Below are 23,053 nucleotides of genomic sequence, written 5' to 3' on the forward strand. Positions count from 1 at the left end.
TTTGGCGGCACCAGCCTTCTTCGCAGGTACCTTGGCCGCAGCCTTCTTCGCGGACGCCTTAGCAGCAGCCTTCTTCGCGGTCGGCGCCTCGGATGTGATCGGCTCCGACTCGGGTTCGGTAGTGAACTGGGGTTCCACCTCGCGTCCGGCTCTGGCTTCCTCAGATGTTTGCGTCCGTCGCCGCAGCTTGCTGCTCGTAAAGGACCAGGCGCCCTCACCCGCGTCCCGAAGAACCCCGACTGCATTTCTGGCGGCGCGCGCGGCACCGCTGATAACGTTCATTGCCAACTCCGCTTGCCTTCCGCAGTCACGGCCGCCGACGCACGGACGGCCTTCTCGGACGTATCCATCACCGCACAGACTAATCGTGAATGTGAGTCAACGAGCGACCGGCGAAGTGTGCGGTGCATGTCGGCAAATAGTGCGACTGACACAGATCGCCATCTTGGCACCAAACTGCATGCACCCGTTGATGCTTCGTTCTCACCCACCATCTCCCCTTCACGCCTGTCGCCCCCGAGCCCGGCTCGGCCGAGGGCCTGTCTGAACAATGCCGGAATGTCGTTGCACAACACGACTTCCCGCACCGACCTGACGCCACCGAAGCGAGTAGTACAGCGGACGGTGTTCGAAGCCGACGACCCGTCGTACGCGGCACCATGACGATAACCTGGCACCTCATTGCCGCCGGTGACGGGACCGAGGTGACCGTCACCGCCGCTGACGTGCCACCCGGCATCGGCCAAGGGGCACGAGGCCGGGATCGCCTCCTCCCTAGCGAACCTGGCGTCGTACCTCGACGGTGCCCGCTGACCAGGTCGGCTGTGACCCGAGCCCGAGCACTCCGTCCAGCTTCTGCCTCACCTTGGCCTTGGCCTTGGCCTTGGCCTTGGCCATTGATGCCGTCCAGGGCGGGACCGCCCTGTCGGGACGGCGCAGCTCCGTTTGTTCCGGTCATGGGTCCGTGCTAGCGATGACGGGTGTGGGTGTTCGACCGCTTCCCGCGCCAGCGAGACAGCCATTCTAAGGCGAGTTCCACTCACCGATCCCCACGGCCGTGGTGCCGGACACACTTCCTGGTCTCACACTCATGCTGCGACGTCAATTGGTCACCCGGGCATGTCCTGGTAGGGCCCGTACGCCGCGCATCCGTCCCCCTCCAAGCGTTCACACCGCGATCCTCGAGCAGCCACCAGCGTGTCGGCGGCAGCGACTCACCCCGTGGCCAGGCTAAGTATTGCGGCAGCCAGGGAGCCCGCCCAGAATCAGAGGACGAGGAATTCGCTTCAGCGCGCGGTTCCGATCTAGCGGTCGAAGGTCCGCCGCCTCAGTCGGTACCGCCACAACGACGTGGGAGGACAACAATGTCCGGTCTCATCCGCAAGAGTCTCAATTCACCCGAGGAAACCCGCCCCTTCGAGGACGACATGGGCAAGCTCGAACTCGTCAACGTCCCGTCCGGCGCTGTGGGGAGGGCAACCTTCCAGCCCGGCTGGAAGTGGTCCAAACACGTCAAACCCATAGCCAAGACCGACAGCTGCCAAGCCGCTCACATGGGTTACGTCATCTCGGGTCGCATGAAGATCGTTATGGACGACGGAGAGGACATGGAGTTCGGGCCGGGTGATCTCATGGTCTGCCCGCCCGGACATGACGCCTGGATCCTCGGTGATGAGCCCTGCGTGGTCATCGACTGGACCGGCGTCGCCGACTACGCCAAACGGTAGACGACTGCACCGTGTCCCGCCCACTCATCGCACGCGCGCGAGGAGGCGTGGCACGCGTCGGCGGGCGCGGTGCGCTCCATGACCGCGGCGATGGCGTCAACACATTGCGGTCTTCGCAGCCGGTCATGGGAGGCTCGTCCGGCTCGAGACGCCGGTGGCAATGTGGCGGGACAGGATGGCGTCGGAGACTCCGCTCGCCTTCTCGAGCCACCATCCCGACGTCAGCATAAAATCGACTCAGCGGCAAGGCGATTCAGCTCATGGAGCCACGGCGAACCCACTCCCGGTGGCCTTGGCCTGATACATCGCCGCGTCCGCGCGCCGGATCAGCGACTCACGGGTCCCGTCCGGACCGGCGAGTGCGATGCCGACGCTGGCGGTGAACCGAAGACCACGCCCGCCCGAACCGGGGCCGACCTGCAATTCGGTGACCCGGGTCGCGACTGCAATGGCATCCTCGACCGAACCGATCTCCGGGCACACGATGAGAAATTCGTCGCCCCCGATCCGCGCCACGGTGTCAGCGGGACGCACCACCGATTGCAGCCGTTCGGCCCACCGGATCAGGGCGTCATCGCCCACCGCGTGGCCGAGCCGGTCGTTGAGAATCTTGAACCCGTCTAGGTCGACCAGCAACACCGCAACCCCGAACTCGCTGCGGCGCGCCGCCTCCAAGGCCACATCGATCCGCCGATGCGCCAGGGCCCGGTTCGGTAGTCCGGTCAACACATCGTGCACGCTCTGATACCGCAGCCCCTCCTCCGCCTCGATACGCCGGACCGCCGCCGCCAGCACCGCGGCCACCGAGAGCAGGAACATCACCTCGCGGTCGGAATACTCCCGGGGGCGCACACTGTGCGCGGTCAACACACCCCACACCGACCCGGCGCTTCCGATAGGGACGCACACCCCGGACCGCAGTCCCCGGGTCTTCATGGTGTCGGTGGAAAATCGGTGCTCCCCATAGCGGTCGGGGCAGATGATGGTCTCGTTGACCGCCGCCGCATATCCCGGTTGGGAAGCGGCACCAGCGGCGAAGGCCTGCAGTGCGGGTGGTTGCCCCCGGTAGGCGAGCACCCGCAACACCCCGCCCGACTCACCGGCCCGGGCGACCGCGGCGCAGTTGACCCCCATCAACGCGGCGGCCGCGTCCGCGGCGCCCGCGAGTACGTCGTGGAGGTCGCCGTCCACGGCGAGCCGACTCAGCTCGGCGAGGGCTTGTTGTTCGCGGGCCCGGTACGCCGCCGCCTCCATCGCCGTGTGCAAGCGTTGTTCGTGCTCCTGCGCCGTCCGCAGGTCCTGGGCGATGCAGGCGATCACCGCCGGACGGTGGTCCTCGGTGTGCTGGACCACGAAGATCGACACGGTCACCGGGATCGGTTCCCCGGTCACGAAATGCCGGAACTCCGACCTGCCCTCCCACTGGCCCTGCTCGAGCAGGGCCGATTCCATTTCGGGCGCCTGCACCACCCCGACGTCGGTGAAGAACTCCGGCGCCCTGCGTGCCCCGACCGCGGCCTCGTCGGCCAACCCCATCAGGTGCATGCCAGCGGGGTTGAGATAGCGCAGGCGACCGCTGTCGTAGTCCGAGATGGCGACCAGATCCGGAGCGCGTTCGATCACCGTGAGCAATAGACGAGGGTCCGCCGCTGCCGGTTCCATCCTGGCTGTCCTGTCGAGGTGTCGAGGTGTCGAGGCGATGTGTCGATGAGCAAAGCAGGTTCGAGCGTAAGCAGGAGGAACGAAGCGCGACGTTTGGTCGTTACTCAAATCTCCGGTCCGTGCTCCACCGGCACTGTGTCAGCGAGCAGTGCGGGTGACGGGTCGGCGATCGTCGACATAGATGGCTTCGATTCTCGCCTTGATTTCGGCGGTGCCCATCACGCCGGGTCGCCGCAGCGTGCGAGGTGTGGACACGGAGAACGTCGGGTTCGTGGGTGTCGCCATGAGAAGTCTGCCTTCGTCGCTTTTTTGGGGTGGGCCGCCGCGAGCGGCCGCGTCGATGTATTCAGCAACCACGCATTTATGTGATCTGATTCACGCGCAGTAGCGTTACGTCCCCACTACCCGCGTACGCCGGACCTGCGTGGCAACGATGCACCGGCTACCGGACAACGAGCGGCGCCGTACCCACGTGAGACCCGCCTTGGCGACGGCGCCGCCACTCTTCAGGAACCCCGCAGGTGGGAGGCATCGGCGCTCACCTCCATCGCCCGGGTCGTTAACGGGTCGGTGGTTCCATCAAGGAGGCGGATACCACGTGCGTTGGGATTCGGGCATCGGAGGCCGCGCATGCTCGGAGGCCCGCCTGCCACCGTGAGCGAGCTAGGCGAGCGGCTGAACTGTCAACCGGTGAGTGCCAGACAGGCAGCCGACATTGCCGAGCAGCGAGGCATCCGACTCCCGCACGTCACGTTCCCCGGCTATTGGCGGCACACACGGCCGATCGCAACGGCAGACGCTCGAGCGCTTCGCCGCGGTTCTGCCGATCCCCCTCGGCCAATTACAGCGGGCGGCGTGGAACGCAACCGCACGGCTCGGTCTCTACACACCCCTCCGAGGCATACCTTCTCGGCGATCGACAGCGCCGCGTCCTAGATGAACTGATCAAAGGCGATGGCCGAAGAAGTGAGTCGACTGGAGTACCAGCGAATACGAAACAGAACCACGGACGCGCGAGGGCGGGCCCACCACAGCGAACTGATCGAGCCGCACCGCCTCGGTGAAACGACGGTCAGCTACTCCCACCCCCTGTTCCACCGCTGCGGTTGATGTGACAGATCTCTGCGCCCCACGGGGCGATCACCATCCACCATGGCCGGCCCTGTCGACTGCACCTGGAACTAATGATGCTCCCGCTGCTCGTCGAAATTATCCAGCACGGTCAGGGCGGCCCACAGACCATCCGCCGCCAAGGCGATCGCCTGCAACGCACCGGATGAGGGTTGGCGCCGTTGGACTGTCTCCCTGAAGGACTCGAGGCGCGAGCGCGCATCGGGCAGAGCTGTATGCACAACGTGAAGATAGGGCTCTCGATGGTGGGCAGGATCCCACGTGAGTTTGTCGAATGCAGCCGAGAACCCCTCGATCAGCCCTGCTGCTTCGCACCGAAGCTGATCCGGAATGGGCGCCGTGGAACCTTCCAACCGATCCTCGGAGGCGGTGAGTGCCTCGACTGCGACCTCCAGCACTGACACCTGCAGCAACGTGTCGTCGAGAATCGTAGCTATCGGCTGGTACACCCGAGATCCCCCGACTCTGGCCCAGCCGACGCTGCGCATGTTGCCTCGCAGGCTTTCCCGACCCTCACTCAGTGCAGCGCCGGCGCCGGTCGACTTGTGCAGATCCCACACCCGTTGCCGCCCTCGATCACTATCGTGGCGCCCGGACCGTAGCCCGTGGGCAAGATCGGCGAGCAGGGCGGAGAGTTCCTCGGCACGTTGCAGAATCAGATCACGCGCCGTGGAGAGCCTGTCAGGAGGCAGGACGAGAGCGTTGACCGCGACACCGACGAGCACACCCACTGTGACGTCGAGGACACGATGAAACACCAGGGTGGCATCTGTTGCCGTGCCGTACAGCAACACCAACAGCGCGGTGATCGCCACCCACATCCCGTCCGGCGCCAGCCACCGGCTGCGGCCGAGGATCGTACCGACTGCGACCGCACCTGCGATGGCGGCGAGTTCGGGCAAGGTCTGTGTCGCCAGCGCGGCCACAAGCACACCGAGCACTACGACGGTGACCTGACGTGCGGCAGCGGCGACCGAACTGCGGACCGTGGTGCCGATGATGAACAGGGCGGCGTAGGGCGCGAGGAAGGCCTCGGGACTCTGCAGCACTCGATCGGCCAGCCACCACGCGATAAGCACCGCCACAGTGCATTTGACGGCCGACACCAACCCCGGCTGCTGGAGGGCACTGCGCAGCCAGGTACCCCATGCACCCGAACTCGGTCGCTGCGTCTGAATATCGGTCCGCGCGGGAAGAAACCATCTCATGTCAAACTCTCAGCAGGTACAGAAGTCATCAGCTCGGTGTCAACTCATTTCAGTTCGGTTCTGCACGGCAGACGTGCCACTCGTGTTCTCGGCCGGGCAGACTCGTTTGGGGTGCGCTTCGCGCCGCGCCCGGTCCCGGCCACGCTCCCCCTCCGGCGAGGAAAACAACGACGACTCGACCTCCCGGGAGGACTCCAAGATGCGCCACATCTCCGCGATGACAGTCGGTGGGCAGTCTGGTCCGCGGCGAGTCCTTGCGCCGGAGACCGGCCACGATGCTCGGCGCACGAGACAACAAACTTAAAATACCAATCGGTCTATTTTTCCGTGGTCAGATGCCCCCTGCTGAAGCCGGCGACAAGCGAGCGATCTCGAGGGACGCCGGCACGGTGACGGCGTCCACGTTCCCGGATCACGACCGGGCCGCCCGGGGGGGGGCTCGTCGATGTCGATGCGGGATTCGGTGGCCCCGGCAGCGGTGGTGTTCCACCGCCAGGTGTCCGCAAACCAGGACTGCACCTGTTCCGGAGAGTCGACGACGGAATGGAAATAGGTCATGAGGTTCCTCCAGGGTGGGACCGACCCGAGAAACCCAAAAAGAAAGGCCGAGAATCGTAGCCGGTGACGGACACTGTCTGCCGGGCTGTGAACTCAACCTCTGCTCTACACGGTAACGCGCTTTTCCCAGTAAGCAAACCCACCGCCACGCCCACCGTCTGCTTCACGGCAAGATCGATGATCCCACCCTTCGAAGCCGAACAGGCCTATTTCCCATTCCTCCAACCCGCCGACAGAGCCGATCGGGTCACCGAGAGTCTCCAGTGGACCCGGGAGGCGACACCCCGAGCCGATCTGCCCGGCATCGACCCCGGCTCGATCGACATCGATGTCGACGCCGGGGTATTGACCCTGACCGCCCATCGAAGCCAGGCAGACGACGGTGTGCAGTGGTTGACATCGGAACGTTTCAGCGGCCGCTACCGGCGCCAGGTGTCGCTCGGAGAGAACATCGACGTCGCCCGCATTTCGGCGAGCTACGACAACGGTGTTCTCAGCGTAATCCTGCCGGTCACCGAACGAGCGAAACCGCGGCGCATCGAGATCACCCGCAGCGGCTCACCCGTCGCATGCGGTGACCGCACCCCCATCGAAGGCTGATACCACGCACCCGGGTTCGGTCCAGCGACACACCGCTGGACCGAACCCGATGCCGGACAAACGCATCCGACCCACTGCCCGTACTCTGAGGACCTGAGAGATGACTGCCACCACGACCGAGTTCCGACACGATCGCCACAATTCCGAGCCACACTCATCCTGGCCCACCAGGCCGCGTCGTCCTCTCGGCGAATACTGCAGTGACCTCTCGATCATGCTGGGCTCGCTGTCGAACGTGATGTTCTGGATGCTCGGATTCGGCATCCTGCTCGGTGCCGGCGCCATCGCTGCCGGAATCGCCGCCAACCGACACCCCGGGGTCGAAGGGAACGAGTCCAAGGGATTGGTAGCGCTCCTCGGCATGCTCACCGGGACTTTCGGAATCGCCGCCGGCGTCGTCTTCCTCGCCGCAGCGCTTCCCAACCTCTGACGTATACGCACGCCCCGAAGGTTGAGAACCAAGGAGGCCGTGCGCTCCTAGGGTGGTGGGTAATTATATGCATGCGCAGTGTGTCGACCTGATTGATAGCACCCTTCGGTGGCTGTTGCGGCTTTCAGGTGCGCTCCCTCGGGTCCAGTCCGTGAACTCGCGGACTGGCCCTAATTCTTCCTGCACTTCGGGCCGAACCGGGACTCCGCGAGTCGTCGATACGAGCTTGTGGGGGCCCGGTCCGCACCCCCTCGCTCATCGTCAGATGGCGCGCAGTGGTTCTGCCGACTGGCACTCCCGTGTATGGCGATTGCGATTCTGGGATTGCGCCTACTCGTCGCGGGGTATTTCGGTACTCACGTCGTCGTCGTGTCCGGACGCGATGACGGCCAGGCTCCCCGGTTCAGCCTGTAGCCGGCGGGGCCGCCGAAAAGTATCGGCGCCGGCGACTGAATGTCGAAGGCGAGCGGTGCACTACTCGCAGGAATTGCAGTCCGGGAGAGTCAGCAACGAGTCCTGCTCGAAGCACGAGGTGGAGGTCCGATGATCAATGTGATGTTGTTGGTGATTGTGCTCGCGGCCGGAATGGCCAGTGTATCTGGACTTCACCGCATCGGCCGGGGCGCGGCGAGTGAGTAGTTGCGACGAGCGTGCGGAACGGATCTCTGTCGTGGCGCGCGACCGGCAACTCACCATTGCGACCGCGGAATCATTGACTGGCGGGAGAATCTCCTCCGTTCTCGGTGCCGCGCCGTCGTCGTCCGAGTGGTATCGAGGCAGCATCGTGGCCTATGCCAGCTCGGTGAAACATGGATTACTGCAGGTTCCAGACGGCCCGGTTGTCAGCGAACCCAGTGCCCGCGCGATGGCGACATCAGTAGCGGAGTTGCTCGGCGCGGATCTTGCGGTGGCGGTCACCGGTGCCGGCGGACCCCAACCTCAGGACGGACAACCACCGGGGACCGTCTGGTTCGGGGTCTTTGTCGACGGTTCCGCTCGCACCGAGCTGCGGCACTTCGATGGAGATCCCGGCGACGTGGTGGAAGCGACTACCGCTCATGCCCTGTTCTTGCTCGAAGACGCACTGCGCTGATAAGTGCGGCGTTTCGGTCCCGAAGGCATGAGGAGTTGTCTTGATCCTACGATCCCGGGGCTATCCACCACAGGACGATACTTGGCTGTTCGGTGGCACCCTGGCGGACCACCAGACGCGCAAACGCGTGTCCTCGACATCTGCACCGGCACCGGAGCGCTCACCGTTCGGGCAGCCGAGTGGGGGGGCCGGCAGCGTCACCGCGATCGACATCTCGCGCCGCGCGGTACTTACGTATCAACGCTCGCGTGCACGGGCACACGATCCGGTGTTACAGGGCAGCGTCACCGTGCGCGTCCGGGGCGAATGCTTCGACCTGGTGATCTCTCCCCCACCGTACGTGCCCTCTGAGGAAGACCGAATCCCCGGCTCCGGCATGGCGCGCGCCTGGGATGCCGGCACCGACAGGTTGCTCCTCGACCGAATTTGCACCCAGGCACCCGACGTCCCAGGTCATGCTCGAAGAGCAGGGTTTGAGGGTCGACGTCATCGCTCGGCGGGAGATTCCCTTCGGTCCCGTCCTGACCGCGCGTCGCCGCATGCTCGCGTCCCGCGGCATCATCACCGCGGATCAGCGCAGCGAAGAGATCGTGGTGATCCGCGGCCGTCAGCATGCATAGACGCCGTCGTCGGAGCGTTACTCGGCGAGATCTACGAGGACGGGTCGCCGCGGCCGTGGCGACTACCCCGATACGCGCCGACCCGCACCCCGGCGAGCCATGCGGGGCGCAGCGCCAACCCCGGTGGACAGTGGAGTACCGGGTCGAAGGTGGGTTGCTCGTCGTCCGTCAGCTCCTGCACCCGTGTCAGCGTCACCTGCCCAGCCGGAACGGGCGACCCGGTCGCCGAGACCAAATCCAAGCGGAACCGCAGCGGCGCGTCGGTGAGGGACTGCCTCAGCGAATCCAGTGAGGTCGTCGCTGGATGGGGTCCCACCGGGACGGCCAGCACCCATTGGGTGTCCGTTCCGTTCGACGAATAGGGCATCAGGCTGCTGTACCGGGCGCTGCTCCACCCCCGTGCGGGGAGCGGGAGAATTCGAGTCACCGCCGAGGTGCCTGAGCTGGCCAGCAGAAGATCCCATTCGGTGTCGGGCGGATCGAGCGGGATCTTCAACGCCAGCCCGAGCACGTCCGGTACTCCCGACGGAGTTCCCACTCCCCCGGACAGTCTCGCCACCACGTCGATCGGTGTTCCGGTCTTCAGCGTCCACCAGGGGGAGCCGAGTTCGATGTGCCCCGTTGCTACCAGGCCACGCGGATGGAAAACCCGGACGCCGCCCCGCATCGCGGCGGCCACCCGGAACGGCATCCCCACAAACAGCGTCCGTGCGGTATCGAGGGTCCGCTCCGCCAGATGCATGGTTCGCTGCCGTCCGTCCGCGCTCACACCCCCTACTTCAGGACGGCGTCGACAGTCTTCTTCAATGCCGACGGTTGGGATGGAGACCTCGGCGCCTTCTCCTTCAATTCCAGCAACCTCGCGCCGATTTCCTGGAGTTGTTTACGTCCCAGCTGTTCTCGCACCTTCGGGAACCACTCCTGCTCTTCTTCTTCGATGTGGTGCTCGACGCTCTCGATCAGCACGGTGGTCTTCGCGTCAAACCGCTCGTCGTCGGGTTTCATCGCTGCCAGCTCGACGACCAGCACGTCCGCGACGTGGTGCTCTTCGTAGGATTCGAGGATGTCGTCCTCGAGATCCGGGACGAGTTCACGCACCTTCGGATACATCCCCTCGTTTTCGATATAGGTATGCACCGTCAGCGCTTCGATGATCTTGTTCACGATGCGACCCTTCTCCACCTCGGCGTTCGGTCCCGCACCGCGGAAATCCCGGAACAATTTCCGGATCTCCTTGTGGTCGTTCTTCAGAAGCACGATCGCATCAGTCGACATGGGTACCTCACATGGGAATCGGATGGAAAAGGACGGGCGGTGACGTCCTCTACGCATTACCCACCCACACCACGCGCTAACACGGGCCTGAGATCCGCATCCCGCTGCGCCGCGACCTGACCACCTCCGCCGGGACGCCGACGGACAGAACTCATGCGCACCCCCGCCTGCAACGACCAGTGCCGCAGCGGGTCCACACGGTGACTGGCACCCAGTGCCGTGGCTGTTTCACGGTGGGATGCAGTGGTACCACTCGGCAACAGACATTCGAGTTCCTACCCTCCGAGAAAGGCACTCCCATGACTCGACCGGCTACGTCACCAACGACGCGCTCACCACTCCAACTCGCCTCCCAGGGCGATGGTCAGTTGGTCAACGTCGAGCTGGCAGGACGCGACCTTCAGCGACCGACGCCGGTGCCGTCTCATCCCAGGGCGGGGCCGATCCGACCGGATGAGGGCCCGTGGGCCTGCTGGACCTGCTGGAGTTCGGCGTTGATGCGTCGGGCCTCGGCGAGTTGGTCTTCGAGGATGATGATGCGGCACGCGGAATCGAGTGCGGTGCCCTGGTCGATCAGTTCGCGGGCTCGCGCGGCGAGACGCAGCTGGTATCGGGAGTAGCGGCGATGGCCGCCCTCCGAGCGTCCGGGGGTGAGCAGCTTCGCGGCGTCGAGGCTGCGCAGGTATGCCTGCGTCACGCCGAGGATCTCGGCGGCATGACCCATGCTGTAGGCCGGGTAGTCCTCGTCGTCGAGCTTCCCGGCAGGGTCACGGTCGGGCGAATCTTCCTGAATGGGGGTGACACCTTTCAACGGACAGGGCCCCCGGCGCCGTGAGGCACCGGGGGCCGGAGCGGGATTCACTTCCTTATTTACTGCACTTCTTCCGGCCGTCGGGCTCTTCGTGCCGCCCGGCAGCCGCCGGATGTGCCGGGGCCTTACACACTCACATCAACCCTCACCCAGCACATCCTGGTCTAGCGGTACTTCTCTGCGGGCAGTTCATCCTCTCCCGCACCTCGTGAACTCTTTCCTTGCGACAAGAGGAACTCTACAACGGCGACATCGCAATGTCTACAGTCTTCACTACAGATATTTCGGAGATGCAAGGTTTCATGTCGACGGGCCACCTCTCCACCCGCGGGGGCGGAGCGGCGACCGCGCACATTCACTCGCGAACGTACCGGGAGTGAGAAAATCTGGGTTCTGGTTGATCTCCGCGCACCGGCCGCCGTGGACTGGCCGCCCTCTCGTGTCAACGGACATTCGTTCCCGCCCACTGGCGGACACGAAACCTGCCCATAGGCGGACACGTTTCTGCCCACTGGCGGACATCCGTTTCTGCCCACTGGCGGACACGAAACTGCCCACGGTGTTGTGTTGTGGTCAGGTGAGTGGGTCGACGCCGGTGCCGGCGAGGGCTTGGCTCATCCGGATCGATTTACCGCTGGTCTGACACAGGTGGGCGTGGTGCATGAGCCGATCGACGGTGGCGGTGGCCAGGGTCTTGGGCATCAGCTCGTCGAATCCAGCCGGATGAAGATTCGACGACAGCGCCAGGGCGCGTTTCTCATATGCGGCGTCGACCAACCGGTAGAGGCCCTCGGCGGCGTCGGCGGCCACCGGCAACAGGCCGATGTCATCAATGACCACGAGATCGGCGCGCAGCAGCTTGGTCAGAGCCCCCGAGACCGAGTCGTCGGCGCGGTGCCGGCGGATCAGGGCGCCGAGGTCTTCGAGGGTGAACCACAACACCTTCCGTCCCTGTTCGACGGCGTGCTGGCCGAGGGCCTCGAGGAAGAATGTCTTGCCCGTGCCGGACGGGCCGCAGACCACCAGGTTCTCGCGCCGCTCGATCCATTCCAGGGTGCGCAGCGCCTGCTGCGTCGGCGCCGGGATGGACGACAGCTCGGGTTTCCAGGCGTCGAAGGTCTTGCCGGTAGGAAACGCGGCGGTGGCGCGGCGGGTGGCCAGCGCCGAGCGCTCCCGCCCGGCGGCCTCCTCGGTGAGCAGCGCCTTGAGGACCTCGGCGGGTTCCCACCGTTGGGCGCGGGCGGTGGCCAGGACATCGGGGGCGGCGCGGCGGATGTGCGGCAGCCGCAGCCGGTGCAGCAGGGTTTCCAGGTCGGTCGGCAGCGGCGGCGCCGCCGGTGGTGCGGTGGTCACGAGGGTCTCCTTCGGGGTGCCGGTTGAATCGGACGGTGAACTCGATTAGTTGGTGGTGCAGAGCTTTTCGTGTTCATGCGGGTGTCGCTAGAGTTCGGTGGCCTCCTCGTCGGGAACCCCGTCCCCCAGGGCGGCCCAGCCGCTGGTGCCCTGGGCCAGGGACCGAGATTCTCCGGCCCGGTGGGTGCGATCCGAGGCGACGCCGGCGGGGTGGGCGTCGAGGATCGCCATCAGGTCGCCCTCGGCGAAGCGGCCGTAGGCGGCGGCGTGCCCGAGCGCCCAGTCGACCCGTTCGGCGCCGAGCAGCTTCGCCAGCGACACCGCGTGCTCCATCTTCACGCGGATCTTCCCGGTGCCGGCCTCGGCGGCCTCACACAACCACAGCCGGGCACCGGCACCGATGTCGCAGAACGCGTGTTCGGCGTCGGTCCGCGGGATCGGCTGACGGTCGAGGATCCCGGCCGGGGGCGGCGGGAAGTGCTCGTCGCAGATCTGCGGGGAGCCGGGGCGGGCCCGCCGGTGCCGGGCGACCTCGACCGGACCACCCTCGCCGTGGTGGACGAAGACGATCCGCTCGGAGGAACCGGTGCCGTGCGCGCGGACGAACACCGTCTGCCCGCGCAGGGTGTGCGGCACCGAGTACTGGCCGTTCTCGAACGCGACCATCGGTGTGTTGTCCGGGACCGTGCGGGTCACACCCCAGGTGACGGTGTGTGCGGCGGCCGGGACCGGATGCAGGTGCAGGCGTTCCTCGGCGAGCATCTCCGCCGGGATGCGGCGGGTGGTGCGGTGCAGGCGGGTGTTGACCTGCTCGCAGAACGCGGTGCAGGCGGCCTCGAGGTCGTCGAAACTGTCGTACTCGGCGGCGAGGTTGTGGTCGGTGGGCACCAGGTCGGCCTTGGCGAGTTTGACGGTGTTCTCCACCCCGCCCTTGGTGGCCGGATCCGCGGGCAGGCAGGTCTTCACGACCAGGCCGTAGAACCGGGCGAAGGAGACCACGCCGGGGTTGCGGACGGCGACCGAGGCGATGTGTTCGGTGGTGACCATCTTCTCGTTGTCGGTGAGCAGATACGTCGGGACACCGCCGATCCGGCGGAAGGTCCGGTCCAGGCCCGCGTAGACGGACGGGGCGGTGCGGTCGCGCAACGGGATCACCACCCGGTGCCGGCACCAGGCCAGCCACGCGCACAGCAGCACCGTCTTGGTGCCGTCGACGACCGGGCCGTCGCCGAAGTCGTACTGCAGCCAGAGGCCGGGTTCGGTGATCCACGGCCTGTGCACCCGGGTGTGGCCGAGTCGGTAGGCGCGTTTGATCCGGGCCACGGCGCGGCGGGTGGTGCGTTCGGTGCCGGTGAATCCGAGGGCGAGCAGCTTGTCGTGGGCGATGTCGGCTCGGACCCGGCCCTTCGAATGTTCGACCCATTCTTCGATTTTCGGTAGATATTCGTCGATCAGCATCGGTCTCTTCTCCCGCGGTGGGGTCGGCGCATCGGCGGTGTCGCGCTCGGCGACGAGGCGGGCGACGGTGTGATGGGAGCACCCCGCCAGTGCGGCGGCGGCACGGTAGGACTTCGTCAGGTCGTAGGCAGCAAGAATTTCCATGACTTCCTTGGCAGACTTCACGGTGGCCTCTCCTCGGTGGCTCGCATTCTCGGCGTGGTAGCACCGTCGAGCGAACCCGAGGAGAGGCCCCGATCCGGGGAGGCGATCGGGAAGAAAATCGAACGTGCCGTATCAGGCGGACAGACCCGGGTGGGCAGTTTCGTGTCCGCCAGTGGGCAGAAACCCGTGTCCGCCAGTGGGCAGTTTCATGTCCGCCTGTGGGCGTTTTCGTGTCCGCCTATGGGCAGTTTTTCATGTCCGCCGACACTCTCGTACCGGCCGAGGATTCGCTCGACGGCGATGTCGCCGGCACAATTCTCTTCGCCTTCCGCTCGAGACGGCCGAACGGTCGCCCGTCGCGAAGGCACCACCGGGGTGGCCGACGCGGTTGTCCCGCCGCGCCGCCACCGGGTCCAAACCACCGCCCTCCGCATCCCGCGGGACTCGGTCGAGCCACCAAACATGCTGCGAGAATCGCTGATTCATACCGGCCGCTCGGGCGGTTCGGGCTGCAATTCGGGAGAAAATGTGCCCAACCGGGAAAGGTATATCCAGTCTGGCGTTCGACCGGGCCTCAGCCGGAGAAGTGCACCTGTCAGTGGTGCCATCGCACCGGACTCACCCACAACCCGGCCGCGGGTGGGCGCCGCGGCGGGGTACCGCGCACGACGACCTGGATGTGGACCGGGGTGGCAGGCTGGGTCGGAGCCCGCGGCGATCGGGGAGGCCGGACACCGGGTTCGGCCGCTGCGCGGTCGGTGACTGCCCGGTCGTGGGCGGCGCGGTGTGCGGGGTCGCGCAGCAGAGTGTAGGCGGAAAGGATGCGCTGGAGGCGTTCGTCCGCCGCCGGGTCGGGGGTTTGGTGGTGGGTGCGGGTGTCGGGGTGGTGTTCACGCAGCAACCGCCGGAAGGCACTGGCAATGTCAGCCCGGGACGCCGACGAGGAAAGGCCCAGCACCCGATATGGATCCCGCCCGGTGGCCATCACCTCACCCCTTTCGTGTGATGCGCAGGAGAAAGGTGGTTCCGGGCGTTCGGGGTGCCGGAACCACCAGGACGGGGCGGGCCCGAACCACAGGAAGGTCCGCCCACGCTTTTCCTGATTCTCCAGATGTCTGGGGTGGGCACTCCCCGCCCGGAACGGCCGACGAAGACCCCGTCCGCCACTGATGGCCGTGCGCCCCGGTCCATCCGACACAACCACCACGGATTGTTGTCGGGTGCGCGGTCGTATGGTCTTTTCGTTGATCGGCGGCATCGGGCGGCGTGCCCGGGGTTCGGCGCGCCGCGCGCGAAGGATTGACAGGTGAAGGAGGCGGCAGCGGTCGAACCCCGTGAGCTGGGTGCACTCGTCTGATTCATCACCCCTTTTCCGAATTGCATCACATACGAAACATGCTCTTGCGGAGGGACTTTCCGGATGTCGGTGGCGAACGCTGTGTGGCCCGGATCTCCGGGACCGGAGGAGCCGACACCGTCCACCCCATCGAAGCGGGAGGGGATGGCCGCGGCGGACCGGCCGGCGCATTCGCCAACCGAGCGAGCAGGACCACGGCCTGCGGCGTCAGCGCGTCGGCGAGGATGTGATCCGAATCGGCCTCGAGCACTGCGTAGTCGAGCTCGTGCCACGGCCACACCACTTGGCGTTCGCTGCGCTCCGGAATTACGGTGGCGTTCAACTCGGTGACAATGTTCGCCAATGTCATCGACAATTCACCCCCTCCCGAGCTTGTCACCTCGGTCGAGCGTTGACGGTCTCCCCGTCGACCGTGCCTCAGGCGTTGACCGCCTTCTTCTCCGAATGCCCACTACTGATTTCGATCTTGCGGGGCTTGGCCTTCTCGGCGACCGGAATCGTCAACCGCAGCACCCCGGCGTCGTAATTCGCCTCGATCTTGTCCGCATCGAGGTTCTCCCCCAGGAACAACTGCCGGCTGAACACCCCGCGCGGACGCTCGGCTGCAACCATCTCTCGGTTCTCGTCGAGCGCGGACCGTTCGGCGCGCACCGTCAGAGTATTCTTGTCGACGTCCAGATCCAGCGAGTCGGCATTGACACCGGGTAGATCGAACTCCACCACGAACCGGTCCTGTTCGCGCCAGGCGTCCATCGGCATCACCGCCGGACGGGCCGCGGTGCCGAGGAACTGCTGCGTCAGACGGTCGAGGTCGCGGAACGGATCCGTACGCATCAACATCGTGTCCACCTCCTGAAACCCTCTTCATTCCACCAGGTAAACTCCAGCAGATGCTGTAGGTTTGGTATAGCATCTGTCGTAGACCATGACAAGAGGTTGTGCGAGAAAATTCCCGATCGGAGCAAAAGTGCCCGAAAAATCCGAGCGGTACGACTCCGAATCACCGTCGCTGCGCGGTGTTTACGGCATTTCGGTAGCCGCAGAGCTGTCCGGGTTCGGGGTCGCGGCGCTGCGCCTGTACGAGGACTACGGGCTGATCACCCCGGGCCGCACCGACGGCGGCACCCGCCGCTACAGCGACTACGACCTGGCCCGGCTTCGGCGCATCGCCGAACTCATCGAGGCCGGCGTCAACCTCGTCGGTATCGGCCGGGTTCTCGACCTCGAGCACCGCACGGACGAACTCGAACGCCACAACCGCCGCCTGCAAGCCGACAACGCGCAACTGCGCGCCGAGCAGGATCCCGTGACCAGTACAGACCACACTGGTGCCTCCCGTGCCCCCGAGGTCGACGCTGACGAGGACCGGTCCGCGAGTGATGCGGCGCAGCCCGGAAGGCCTCGACGGCGGTCAGCCTCCGGGCAGAATCCCCGCCTGCGGGCCGGCCCCACCCGCACCCACAGCGCCGGCGAACGCGAACACCACTAACGCACCCGGCACACCGTTTCGGCACCGGCGTGCCGGGACACTCGTCAACGCGGACATGACCGGTTACGGGCGGCGAGTCTGCTCGCTCACCGTATGTGTGCCGCAGCAGGCGATGTGCGCCGGAGATTGCTGTGACAGCTGTCGCGCCACCACCTCAGCTCCGTTCGGTCCCGGGCCGAGATAGTGACTGTGCCAGGTGCTCATCTCGCCGAACCGGCACCGGTCCGTGCGCGGGGCACCAGTTCGCACCAGGCGCTGGTTCCGCCGCGAATATGGGGGTGCGGATAGCACAGGGCCAGGCCCTGCTCGTCGAAGGCGGTGAACCACTCGTTCCAGGACAGGTGCTCGAGTCCGGATGTGACGCCGAGGAAGTCGATCCGCAGAGCACCCGTCGCATCGCGTGCCGGTGCGCCGCGATGGGCCTGAATCCACCGGCGGATCTCGTCGTGTGCGGTGGTGATGCGGGGTGAAGTTGTCATCGTCATCGACCTCCTCGCTGCTGGGGATCGCATCCGATCGCGGGGATGGCGGGTGCCGGTCCGCCCCGCGGTTCCGCTCCGCGGCCGTCTCAGGTGTCCTCGCGGCGGGCGAAGCACTCGGTGGCCGGGGTGAAACCGGGTTGGGCGAGCATGTCGATGTCGGCGCAGCCGGCCTCGCCGAACACCAGCGAGTCGGTATGCCAGACCAGGCTGACGTTCTCGCAGCCGTGCTCGAGGATCAGGTATTCGTAGTCTTTCAGCGCCACCAGTGTTTCATCTGTCATCGTCACCGCCACCGACCATATGTGCGGGCGTCCACCGCCCGCGCCTGTCCGAGCGGTTACATTCTGCCACAAACCTCGTGCATCTGGGAGAGAAAATCTCGCCCTCGGCGGTGCGAGGCGGCGAGTGGCTGCCTGGGCGGCTACGGCAATGCCGGCCTTGGGTTGACCCCACCCATGCGTTGCGCGGGGCGGTAGCCAGCACCGTCGTAGGTCCTCCCGCGGCAGGAGAAAACATCCTGCAATTGTGGCATATTTTCTTGACGCTGGTTGTTGTACGGAGAGAAAATTGAACTGTCAACGGGAGGGTTTCGGCGGTGCGCCGAGGGTGCGCCCGGGGTGTAAGGAGGGAGTTGTGGCACGGGCGGTCGGGATCGATCTCGGCACCACGAACTCGGTGGTGTGCGTGCTGGAGGGGCGGCGACCCGGTGGTGGTCGCGTCTTGACTGTGACCATCCCAAGCGCGACAGCGCAAAGCCGCGGTTGCGGATTTTGCCGGTCGCACCGGCAGATCGAATCCCCCACATTTGACCGGTCCGACACACCCATCCACACCGGCGGGATCGCCCCGCTCTTTGCGCGCTGACCAGGACCAATGGAGCATCATGGACGTCACCACGGTGGTCGGGTGTTCCGCGAAAGAGAAAGAGTTCTTCGATGAAGCATCGCGCCGGCGCCGCCGACCCCTCGGACATCAGTGCGTACGTGGTCGCGGTCGCGGTCGCACTGAACACCGAAACGATGCGCCGATGGGACACGGTCACGTTCGACGCACTGGTGGTGCTACCGAAGCAGTTCCGGTACTACAGCGGACGCCGCATCCTGGTCGCTTGGAATCACCATTTCGGTTGGTCATTGGGCATCGAGGGCCAGCGCATCGACCGCATCCTGATCATCACCGGACTCGGAGTCGGGTCACACCCTCAGCCCGAGCGTATCGGCGACCGAACGGACGAACTCATCGCCGATCTGCTGCACCTTGAATGCCGAACCCCGGAGGCCTTTCCGGTCCCCACGCTCGTCCACTGGATCGGTGAGGATGCCACCGCTCCCGAACCGCGGGAGCGGTAACGATCGAACCGGCGAGGCCGGAACAGGCCTGCCTGGCTGATCTCCCACCCGGGATCTACACGGAATCCCCCGCTGCTTCACCGCCCGGTTCGCGCTTCGACAGGCGATCAGTGGTGCAGTCCTGCATGAACTTGCGGGCAACTTGGTTGAGTTTGGTGTTCGTGCGCTGGGAAATCTGCTTGAGATGGCGAAACGCCTGATCGCTGGTGAACCCGTGAACGGCCATCAGCACACCCTTGGCTTGATCGATCTCCGCCCGCGAGACCAACGCAGTCGCGAGTTGTTCGGCGTGCGTGCTGGCATGCTGCCAACCCCGCGCATTGCCGATCGCGGCCGACGCTGCGGTAGTCAACAACCGCAGCAACCGCTCGTCGAACGGGTCGAATGCCTCGACACGGTAGCTGTAGACGTTGAACGCTCCCACTACATCGCCGGGATCTCGATCATCGAGCAGAACCGGTACCGACAGACACGCCCGAATTCCGGCGTTCTCTGCGGCGATGGTGAATTCGGGAAACCGGTCGCGATCTGCGCCCGCCACTCGGACCGGACGCAATGGCGTCGCGGCCTGCAGGCCCGGGCCCCGCCCAGCGGCGTACTGGCATTCGTCGAGGGCGATTACTGCGTCGTCGGTCGAGGCAACGGTGCGCGGAACCCCGTCTTCGAGTTGCGTGACGCTGACCGCATCCGCATCGGCAACCGCCACAATGGCGGTTTTCGCGAGCCGACCCAGCACCGTCTCGAGATTCTGCGTCGCCGCCTCACCCCGCAGTGCTGCCACCCCCTCGATGACGACGTCCAATGCATTGGTCGCCGACATGTCACCAACTAGCTCGGCGGCCATCTCACATACCTCTTTCAGACGCCATCTCACATACCTCTTTCAGGCATTGTGCTCATGACTAACCAATTGAAAGCGCGGTAACGGCGCCCGCCGGTTGGCTGTACTCGAAATCCCTGATCCTGCATCGCCGTCAGGAACGGTCGTCGGCGGTCTGATCCCGCAGATCGCGCCGCGCGTCGGCGAGTTGTTCTTCGAGCGAGACGATGCGGCACGCGGCTTCCACGGCGGTGCCGTTACTGACCAGCTCGCGTACGCGGGAGAGGAGGCGGAGTTGATTCCGCGAATACCGGCGATGCCCACCCGGAGAACGTTGCGCCACCACCAAACCCATGTCGTCGAGACTGCGGAGAAAGGCGGCGGTGACACCGAGGGTGTCGACGGCGCGGCCCATGCTGAACGCCGGATAGTCGTCATTGTCGAGTTCGTTCCTCGATGTTTCACGGTCAGGGTTCTCGTCCACGAATACCTCGGTGCTTCTTCATGGTCGGGGCGGGACTGCGCGCCTGCGGTACCGGGGTCCCGCCCGCGTTCACCACGGTGTCAGCGGCCGCCGGTACCCCGACATTCGATGCACAGCTTTCAGATCTCGTGAGTTACGCAACACCTGCCTCTCGACTCGAGACCCCGCGCCTACGGATGAACAGTCTCATTCGTCAGATGCGGGTTCCGGGTACGGAACCCGCATCTGGAAGAGTTCCGCTCCCGTCGGTGTCTTGTCGGGGCGGCCCCCGGAGGGGTCGTCTCCGCCGATCTGCGGTCAATATTATGCCGATGACTGGAGGAAGTCTACAGTCAGCACTACAGAAATTTCGTGCCACTGCCATCGAAGCCCGAATCGCCGACGTGCCCGCGACCGACGACGACGCCGCGGTAGTGGCGACCCTGATCCAGGGTCTGTCGTCACCGCCCACCGCGCTCCTCCGGGGCTACACCCCCAGCCCGGTGGATACGCACGCGGCGTACTGGCGCGCCGCCCGCGACGGAATCGACGGGCACGGCATCGACCCGGTCTCCGGGCATCTGGTCCCAGCCACCGACCCGATCCTGCGCCTGCTCGACCATCTTCGCCCCGCCCTGGGTCGCACCAGCGACTACCACCGGGCGCACCAGGCCCACCAGCGGTCCTCGCCCGCGGCACCGGCGCCATCCAGCAACGCCGCACCTTCGGAACAGGCACACCGCCGGACCCGCTCGACATAACGGACCACCCTCGCCCACCAATCTGCACATCAGAGTTGGGTTATTTTTATTGCCCCGGAGCATATTCGACTGTCGGCGCTCCCCGTGGCGGTGGTGCGGCCGAGCTACCGTCCCGATCCCGGTTTGGCGAGGACCTTGTGTGCGGCCGCCTCGACCGCGTCCGGCGTGGCGGCGCCGAGCGTAGCCATCACCTTCGACAGCACGGAACTGGCGACCACCTTCCGCTCGCCCCGCCACATCGCGTCGTACCCCTGCTTCGCGACCGCGGCGGGATCATCCTTCGGGCCCTGCCCCAGCGCCGTGTCGCCCAATCTCGCCCGCGCGAAGAAGTGGGTGTCCGTCGGCCCGGGCATCAGCGCGGTGATGGTGACGCACCGGTGCCCGTCAGTTCGCTGTGCAACGCCTCGCTGAACGACTCCACGAAGGACTTCGAGGCGTTGTACACCGCCTGGTAGGGGCCGGGCATCGTCGACGCCACCGACGAGGTGACGAGCACCTTGCCCATGCCCCGTCGCGTCATGTCGTCGAAAACCAATTTGGCCAGGTGCACGGTGGAGCGGACGTCGAGGTGGACGACGGCGAGCGTGTCGGCGAGCGGGTATCGACGAATGAACCACCGCGTCCCACACCGGCATTGAGAACCGCCGCGGCCAGAGGCCTGCCGTCCTCCCCGACGGCCGCGTACACCGTGGTCACGCACTCCTCGGTCTTCAGGTCGGCGCGCACGGAAATGATCGTCGCTCCCGTGCAGGCGAGGTCAGCGACCGCGGAGTCGAGTGCGTCGGAGTCCGCCACCACGACGAGGTCGTACCCGTCCTGCACGAACAGCTTCGCCGGTTCCAGACCGATGCCGTGCGAAGCGCCGGTGACGAGGGCCAGTGGTCGCGGTGCCTGCGTGGTGTCCGGTTTTTCGGTCACGTCCCCTGCCTTTCGTCGGATTCCGGGTCGCGGACTCGAGTACCCCGACGGCCCACCCGTACACCCCGCCACCCTCTCGAGGAGTGTGCGGCTGCCGTAGCCCCCACGCCGTCGCTCGTCGCCCAAGAATTCGCGATGACCTTGCGCATCCAACTCGGTGGTCCCTGGGCCGTCGTGGCCGTGCGCACCCCGGACCACGAACGCACATTTCCGGCCTTCGCGATCGCCCTGCGGCCGCAGGGCTGGGAGAGGCAGGATGGGAACGGATACGTGCCGCAACGTTCAGGAGGACACCAGGATGAGCAGGGCCTACGGCTACACCTCCTACGGCGGTCCCGAGACCGAGACCTGGTTCGACCGGCCGGAGCCGGCCCCGGGTCCCAGCGAGCTGGTGATCCGGGTCAAGGCCATCGGGGTCAATCCGATCGACTACAAGATCCGCAGCGGAGCGATGGCCGACCCGCAAGCCACCCCGGCCTTCCCCCTGGTTCTCGGTGTCGAAGCGTCGGGTGTCGTGGTGGCGGTCGGATCCGACGTCACCGGCTTCTCCGAGGGCGACGCGGTGATGGGCAGGTCCGCACCGGAGCACGGTAGCTACGCCGAGCACGCGGTGCTGCTCGCCGAGGCGACCGCGCACAAGCCCCCGCAGCTGAGTTTCTTGCAGGCGGCGGCGCTTCCGGTGGCTGGCGGGACCGCCTGGGAGGTGCTGGAGCGACTCGACATCGTCGAGGGCCAGACGCTGCTGATCAACGGCATCGGTGGCGGGGTCGGCGTGATGGGGGCACAGCTGGCGCGGGACCGTGGTGCCGCGGTCTTCGGTGTCGGGAGCGCGGCCAAGCGGCCGCTGGTGGAGAGTCTCGGAGCGACGCTGGTGCCGTACGACAGTGGCGACGTCGTCGAGCAGATGCGGGAACTGCTCCCCGGTGGTGTCGATGCCATCCTGGACCTTGTCGGCGGCGGACCCCTGCGGCAGGTCGCCATTTTGATCACCAACCCTGCCCGCATCGTCTCCATCGTCGATCCCGGTGTCGACGAAATCGGTGGCACGTTCCTGGTATCGGGCACCGCAGGGGTTCCCAGCGTCGCCCGCCTGGTCGCCGAGGGCAAGGTCGACCCCAAGATCTTGCAGACCTACCCCTTCGATGAAGCGCCGCAAGCCCTGCGCGCGATGGAGTCCGGGCACGTGCTCGGTAAGATCGTGATCGACCTGGAACAGACCACGCGGGCGTGACCCGGCGAGGGACACGGCCCGATTTCGCGGTGAAAGATTCTGATTGACAACAGCGTTGAGGTGGGCAGGTTCTGGTCGGACGTTCATGATGCCGATGACAAGTCGAGCAGCGG

Annotated in this window: 24 protein-coding genes and 3 pseudogenes; 10 read left to right on the top strand and 17 right to left on the bottom strand. The window is 66.0% G+C overall.

The features are described 5' to 3' along the window. Nucleotides 1–774: 774 nt before the first annotated feature. The gene (locus QM693_RS33595; RefSeq protein WP_283354478.1) at nt 775–897 is read right to left on the bottom strand and encodes a hypothetical protein; all 123 of its coding nucleotides are present in this window, start codon (nt 895–897) and stop codon (nt 775–777) included. Between the two features lie 467 nt (nt 898–1,364). On the opposite strand from QM693_RS33595, the gene QM693_RS33600 reads away from it, so the two are divergent. Then, the gene (locus QM693_RS33600) at nt 1,365–1,727 is read left to right on the top strand and encodes a cupin domain-containing protein (RefSeq protein WP_283331753.1); all 363 of its coding nucleotides are present in this window, start codon (nt 1,365–1,367) and stop codon (nt 1,725–1,727) included. A gap of 258 nt (nt 1,728–1,985) precedes the next feature. On the opposite strand, the gene QM693_RS33605 is transcribed toward QM693_RS33600, so the two are convergent. From QM693_RS33605 to QM693_RS33615, 3 genes are all read right to left on the bottom strand, one after another. Further along, a complete protein-coding gene (locus tag QM693_RS33605) occupies nt 1,986–3,389 on the bottom strand; it encodes a diguanylate cyclase domain-containing protein (RefSeq protein ID WP_283331755.1) in 1,404 nt (467 codons plus the stop codon). Between the two features lie 138 nt (nt 3,390–3,527). Beyond that, nucleotides 3,528–3,674 (bottom strand): hypothetical protein, encoded by a 147-nt coding sequence (locus QM693_RS33610; RefSeq protein ID WP_283354479.1) that lies wholly within the window; start codon nt 3,672–3,674, stop codon nt 3,528–3,530. 896 nt (nt 3,675–4,570) lie between these two features. Beyond that, nucleotides 4,571–5,626: an FUSC family protein gene (locus QM693_RS33615; protein ID WP_283331965.1), complete on the bottom strand. Its 1,056-nt coding sequence runs from the start codon at nt 5,624–5,626 to the stop codon at nt 4,571–4,573. Nucleotides 5,627–6,463: 837 nt separating this feature from the next. Between QM693_RS33615 and QM693_RS33625 the strand changes: the two genes are divergently transcribed. The 4 genes and pseudogenes from QM693_RS33625 to QM693_RS33640 all read left to right on the top strand — a co-directional run bounded on the left by QM693_RS33625 (nt 6,464) and on the right by QM693_RS33640 (nt 9,029). Then, nucleotides 6,464–6,886, top strand: coding sequence for an Hsp20/alpha crystallin family protein (locus tag QM693_RS33625; RefSeq protein WP_283331758.1), 423 nt, complete (start codon nt 6,464–6,466; stop codon nt 6,884–6,886). A 100-nt stretch (nt 6,887–6,986) separates the two neighbouring features. Next, entirely contained in the window at nt 6,987–7,316 is a 330-nt protein-coding gene (locus QM693_RS33630; protein WP_283331759.1) for a hypothetical protein, read from the top strand. Between the two features lie 631 nt (nt 7,317–7,947). Beyond that, complete coding sequence (locus tag QM693_RS33635; RefSeq protein ID WP_280783834.1) at nt 7,948–8,409, top strand: CinA family protein; 462 nt, start codon at nt 7,948–7,950, stop codon at nt 8,407–8,409. Between the two features lie 40 nt (nt 8,410–8,449). Further along, nucleotides 8,450–9,029, top strand: a pseudogene (locus QM693_RS33640) (methyltransferase domain-containing protein). A gap of 31 nt (nt 9,030–9,060) precedes the next feature. Here the strand turns inward: QM693_RS33640 and QM693_RS33645 are convergent. The 8 genes from QM693_RS33645 to QM693_RS33680 form a co-directional block, all read right to left on the bottom strand. Continuing rightward, nucleotides 9,061–9,771: a hypothetical protein gene (locus QM693_RS33645; protein ID WP_280783835.1), complete on the bottom strand. Its 711-nt coding sequence runs from the start codon at nt 9,769–9,771 to the stop codon at nt 9,061–9,063. Between the two features lie 32 nt (nt 9,772–9,803). Next, nucleotides 9,804–10,304 (bottom strand): hemerythrin domain-containing protein, encoded by a 501-nt coding sequence (locus tag QM693_RS33650; RefSeq protein WP_283331761.1) that lies wholly within the window; start codon nt 10,302–10,304, stop codon nt 9,804–9,806. A gap of 424 nt (nt 10,305–10,728) precedes the next feature. Next, on the bottom strand, nt 10,729–11,115 hold the full coding sequence (locus QM693_RS33655; RefSeq protein ID WP_283354480.1) for a MerR family transcriptional regulator: 387 nt from the start codon (nt 11,113–11,115) through the stop codon (nt 10,729–10,731). A 573-nt stretch (nt 11,116–11,688) separates the two neighbouring features. Continuing rightward, nucleotides 11,689–12,468: an IS21-like element helper ATPase IstB gene (istB, locus tag QM693_RS33660; RefSeq protein WP_283354481.1), complete on the bottom strand. Its 780-nt coding sequence runs from the start codon at nt 12,466–12,468 to the stop codon at nt 11,689–11,691. A gap of 87 nt (nt 12,469–12,555) precedes the next feature. Next, the gene (gene istA, locus QM693_RS33665; protein ID WP_283354482.1) at nt 12,556–14,091 is read right to left on the bottom strand and encodes an IS21 family transposase; all 1,536 of its coding nucleotides are present in this window, start codon (nt 14,089–14,091) and stop codon (nt 12,556–12,558) included. A 574-nt stretch (nt 14,092–14,665) separates the two neighbouring features. Further along, on the bottom strand, nt 14,666–15,055 hold the full coding sequence (locus tag QM693_RS33670; RefSeq protein ID WP_283354483.1) for a J domain-containing protein: 390 nt from the start codon (nt 15,053–15,055) through the stop codon (nt 14,666–14,668). Nucleotides 15,056–15,452: 397 nt separating this feature from the next. After that, on the bottom strand, nt 15,453–15,776 hold the full coding sequence (locus QM693_RS33675) for a hypothetical protein (RefSeq protein WP_283354484.1): 324 nt from the start codon (nt 15,774–15,776) through the stop codon (nt 15,453–15,455). Nucleotides 15,777–15,844: 68 nt separating this feature from the next. Next, complete coding sequence (locus QM693_RS33680; protein WP_105419949.1) at nt 15,845–16,267, bottom strand: Hsp20/alpha crystallin family protein; 423 nt, start codon at nt 16,265–16,267, stop codon at nt 15,845–15,847. A 127-nt stretch (nt 16,268–16,394) separates the two neighbouring features. Between QM693_RS33680 and QM693_RS33685 the strand changes: the two genes are divergently transcribed. Next, nucleotides 16,395–16,916, top strand: coding sequence for a MerR family transcriptional regulator (locus QM693_RS33685; RefSeq protein WP_280783732.1), 522 nt, complete (start codon nt 16,395–16,397; stop codon nt 16,914–16,916). A gap of 200 nt (nt 16,917–17,116) precedes the next feature. Here the strand turns inward: QM693_RS33685 and QM693_RS33690 are convergent, their stop codons facing one another. Together QM693_RS33690 and QM693_RS33695 are read right to left on the bottom strand one after the other, a co-directional pair. Continuing rightward, nucleotides 17,117–17,395 (bottom strand): hypothetical protein, encoded by a 279-nt coding sequence (locus tag QM693_RS33690; protein WP_283331765.1) that lies wholly within the window; start codon nt 17,393–17,395, stop codon nt 17,117–17,119. Nucleotides 17,396–17,484: 89 nt separating this feature from the next. Continuing rightward, nucleotides 17,485–17,679, bottom strand: coding sequence for a hypothetical protein (locus QM693_RS33695; protein WP_283354508.1), 195 nt, complete (start codon nt 17,677–17,679; stop codon nt 17,485–17,487). Between the two features lie 352 nt (nt 17,680–18,031). Here QM693_RS33695 and QM693_RS37960 point away from each other — a divergent pair. Both QM693_RS37960 and QM693_RS33700 read left to right on the top strand, forming a co-directional pair. After that, nucleotides 18,032–18,119, top strand: a pseudogene (locus QM693_RS37960) (Hsp70 family protein); the annotation flags it as partial. Between the two features lie 214 nt (nt 18,120–18,333). Continuing rightward, nucleotides 18,334–18,747, top strand: a complete 414-nt coding sequence (locus QM693_RS33700; protein WP_283354485.1) for a DUF6292 family protein — start codon at nt 18,334–18,336, stop codon at nt 18,745–18,747. Nucleotides 18,748–18,802: 55 nt separating this feature from the next. Here the strand turns inward: QM693_RS33700 and QM693_RS33705 are convergent, their stop codons facing one another. Together QM693_RS33705 and QM693_RS33710 are read right to left on the bottom strand one after the other, a co-directional pair. Further along, nucleotides 18,803–19,591 carry a GAF and ANTAR domain-containing protein gene (locus tag QM693_RS33705; protein ID WP_283354486.1) on the bottom strand — a complete coding sequence of 263 codons (789 nt, stop codon included), beginning with the start codon at nt 19,589–19,591 and terminating at the stop codon, nt 18,803–18,805. A gap of 130 nt (nt 19,592–19,721) precedes the next feature. Beyond that, complete coding sequence (locus QM693_RS33710) at nt 19,722–20,051, bottom strand: helix-turn-helix domain-containing protein (RefSeq protein WP_502942694.1); 330 nt, start codon at nt 20,049–20,051, stop codon at nt 19,722–19,724. A 383-nt stretch (nt 20,052–20,434) separates the two neighbouring features. Here QM693_RS33710 and QM693_RS33715 point away from each other — a divergent pair, with 383 nt between their 5' ends. Continuing rightward, a complete protein-coding gene (locus tag QM693_RS33715) occupies nt 20,435–20,791 on the top strand; it encodes a glutamate--cysteine ligase family protein (protein ID WP_280783738.1) in 357 nt (118 codons plus the stop codon). Between the two features lie 104 nt (nt 20,792–20,895). On the opposite strand, the pseudogene QM693_RS37965 reads toward QM693_RS33715, so the two are convergent. Further along, a pseudogene (locus tag QM693_RS37965) lies at nt 20,896–21,709 on the bottom strand (SDR family NAD(P)-dependent oxidoreductase). 298 nt (nt 21,710–22,007) lie between these two features. Here QM693_RS37965 and QM693_RS33725 point away from each other — a divergent pair. Further along, nucleotides 22,008–22,940: an NADP-dependent oxidoreductase gene (locus QM693_RS33725; protein ID WP_283354487.1), complete on the top strand. Its 933-nt coding sequence runs from the start codon at nt 22,008–22,010 to the stop codon at nt 22,938–22,940. Nucleotides 22,941–23,053: the final 113 nt, after the last annotated feature.

Origin of the sequence: Rhodococcus sp. IEGM 1305, assembly GCF_030058635.1 — a bacterium.
GTDB lineage: Bacteria > Actinomycetota > Actinomycetes > Mycobacteriales > Mycobacteriaceae > Rhodococcus_F > Rhodococcus_F opacus_D.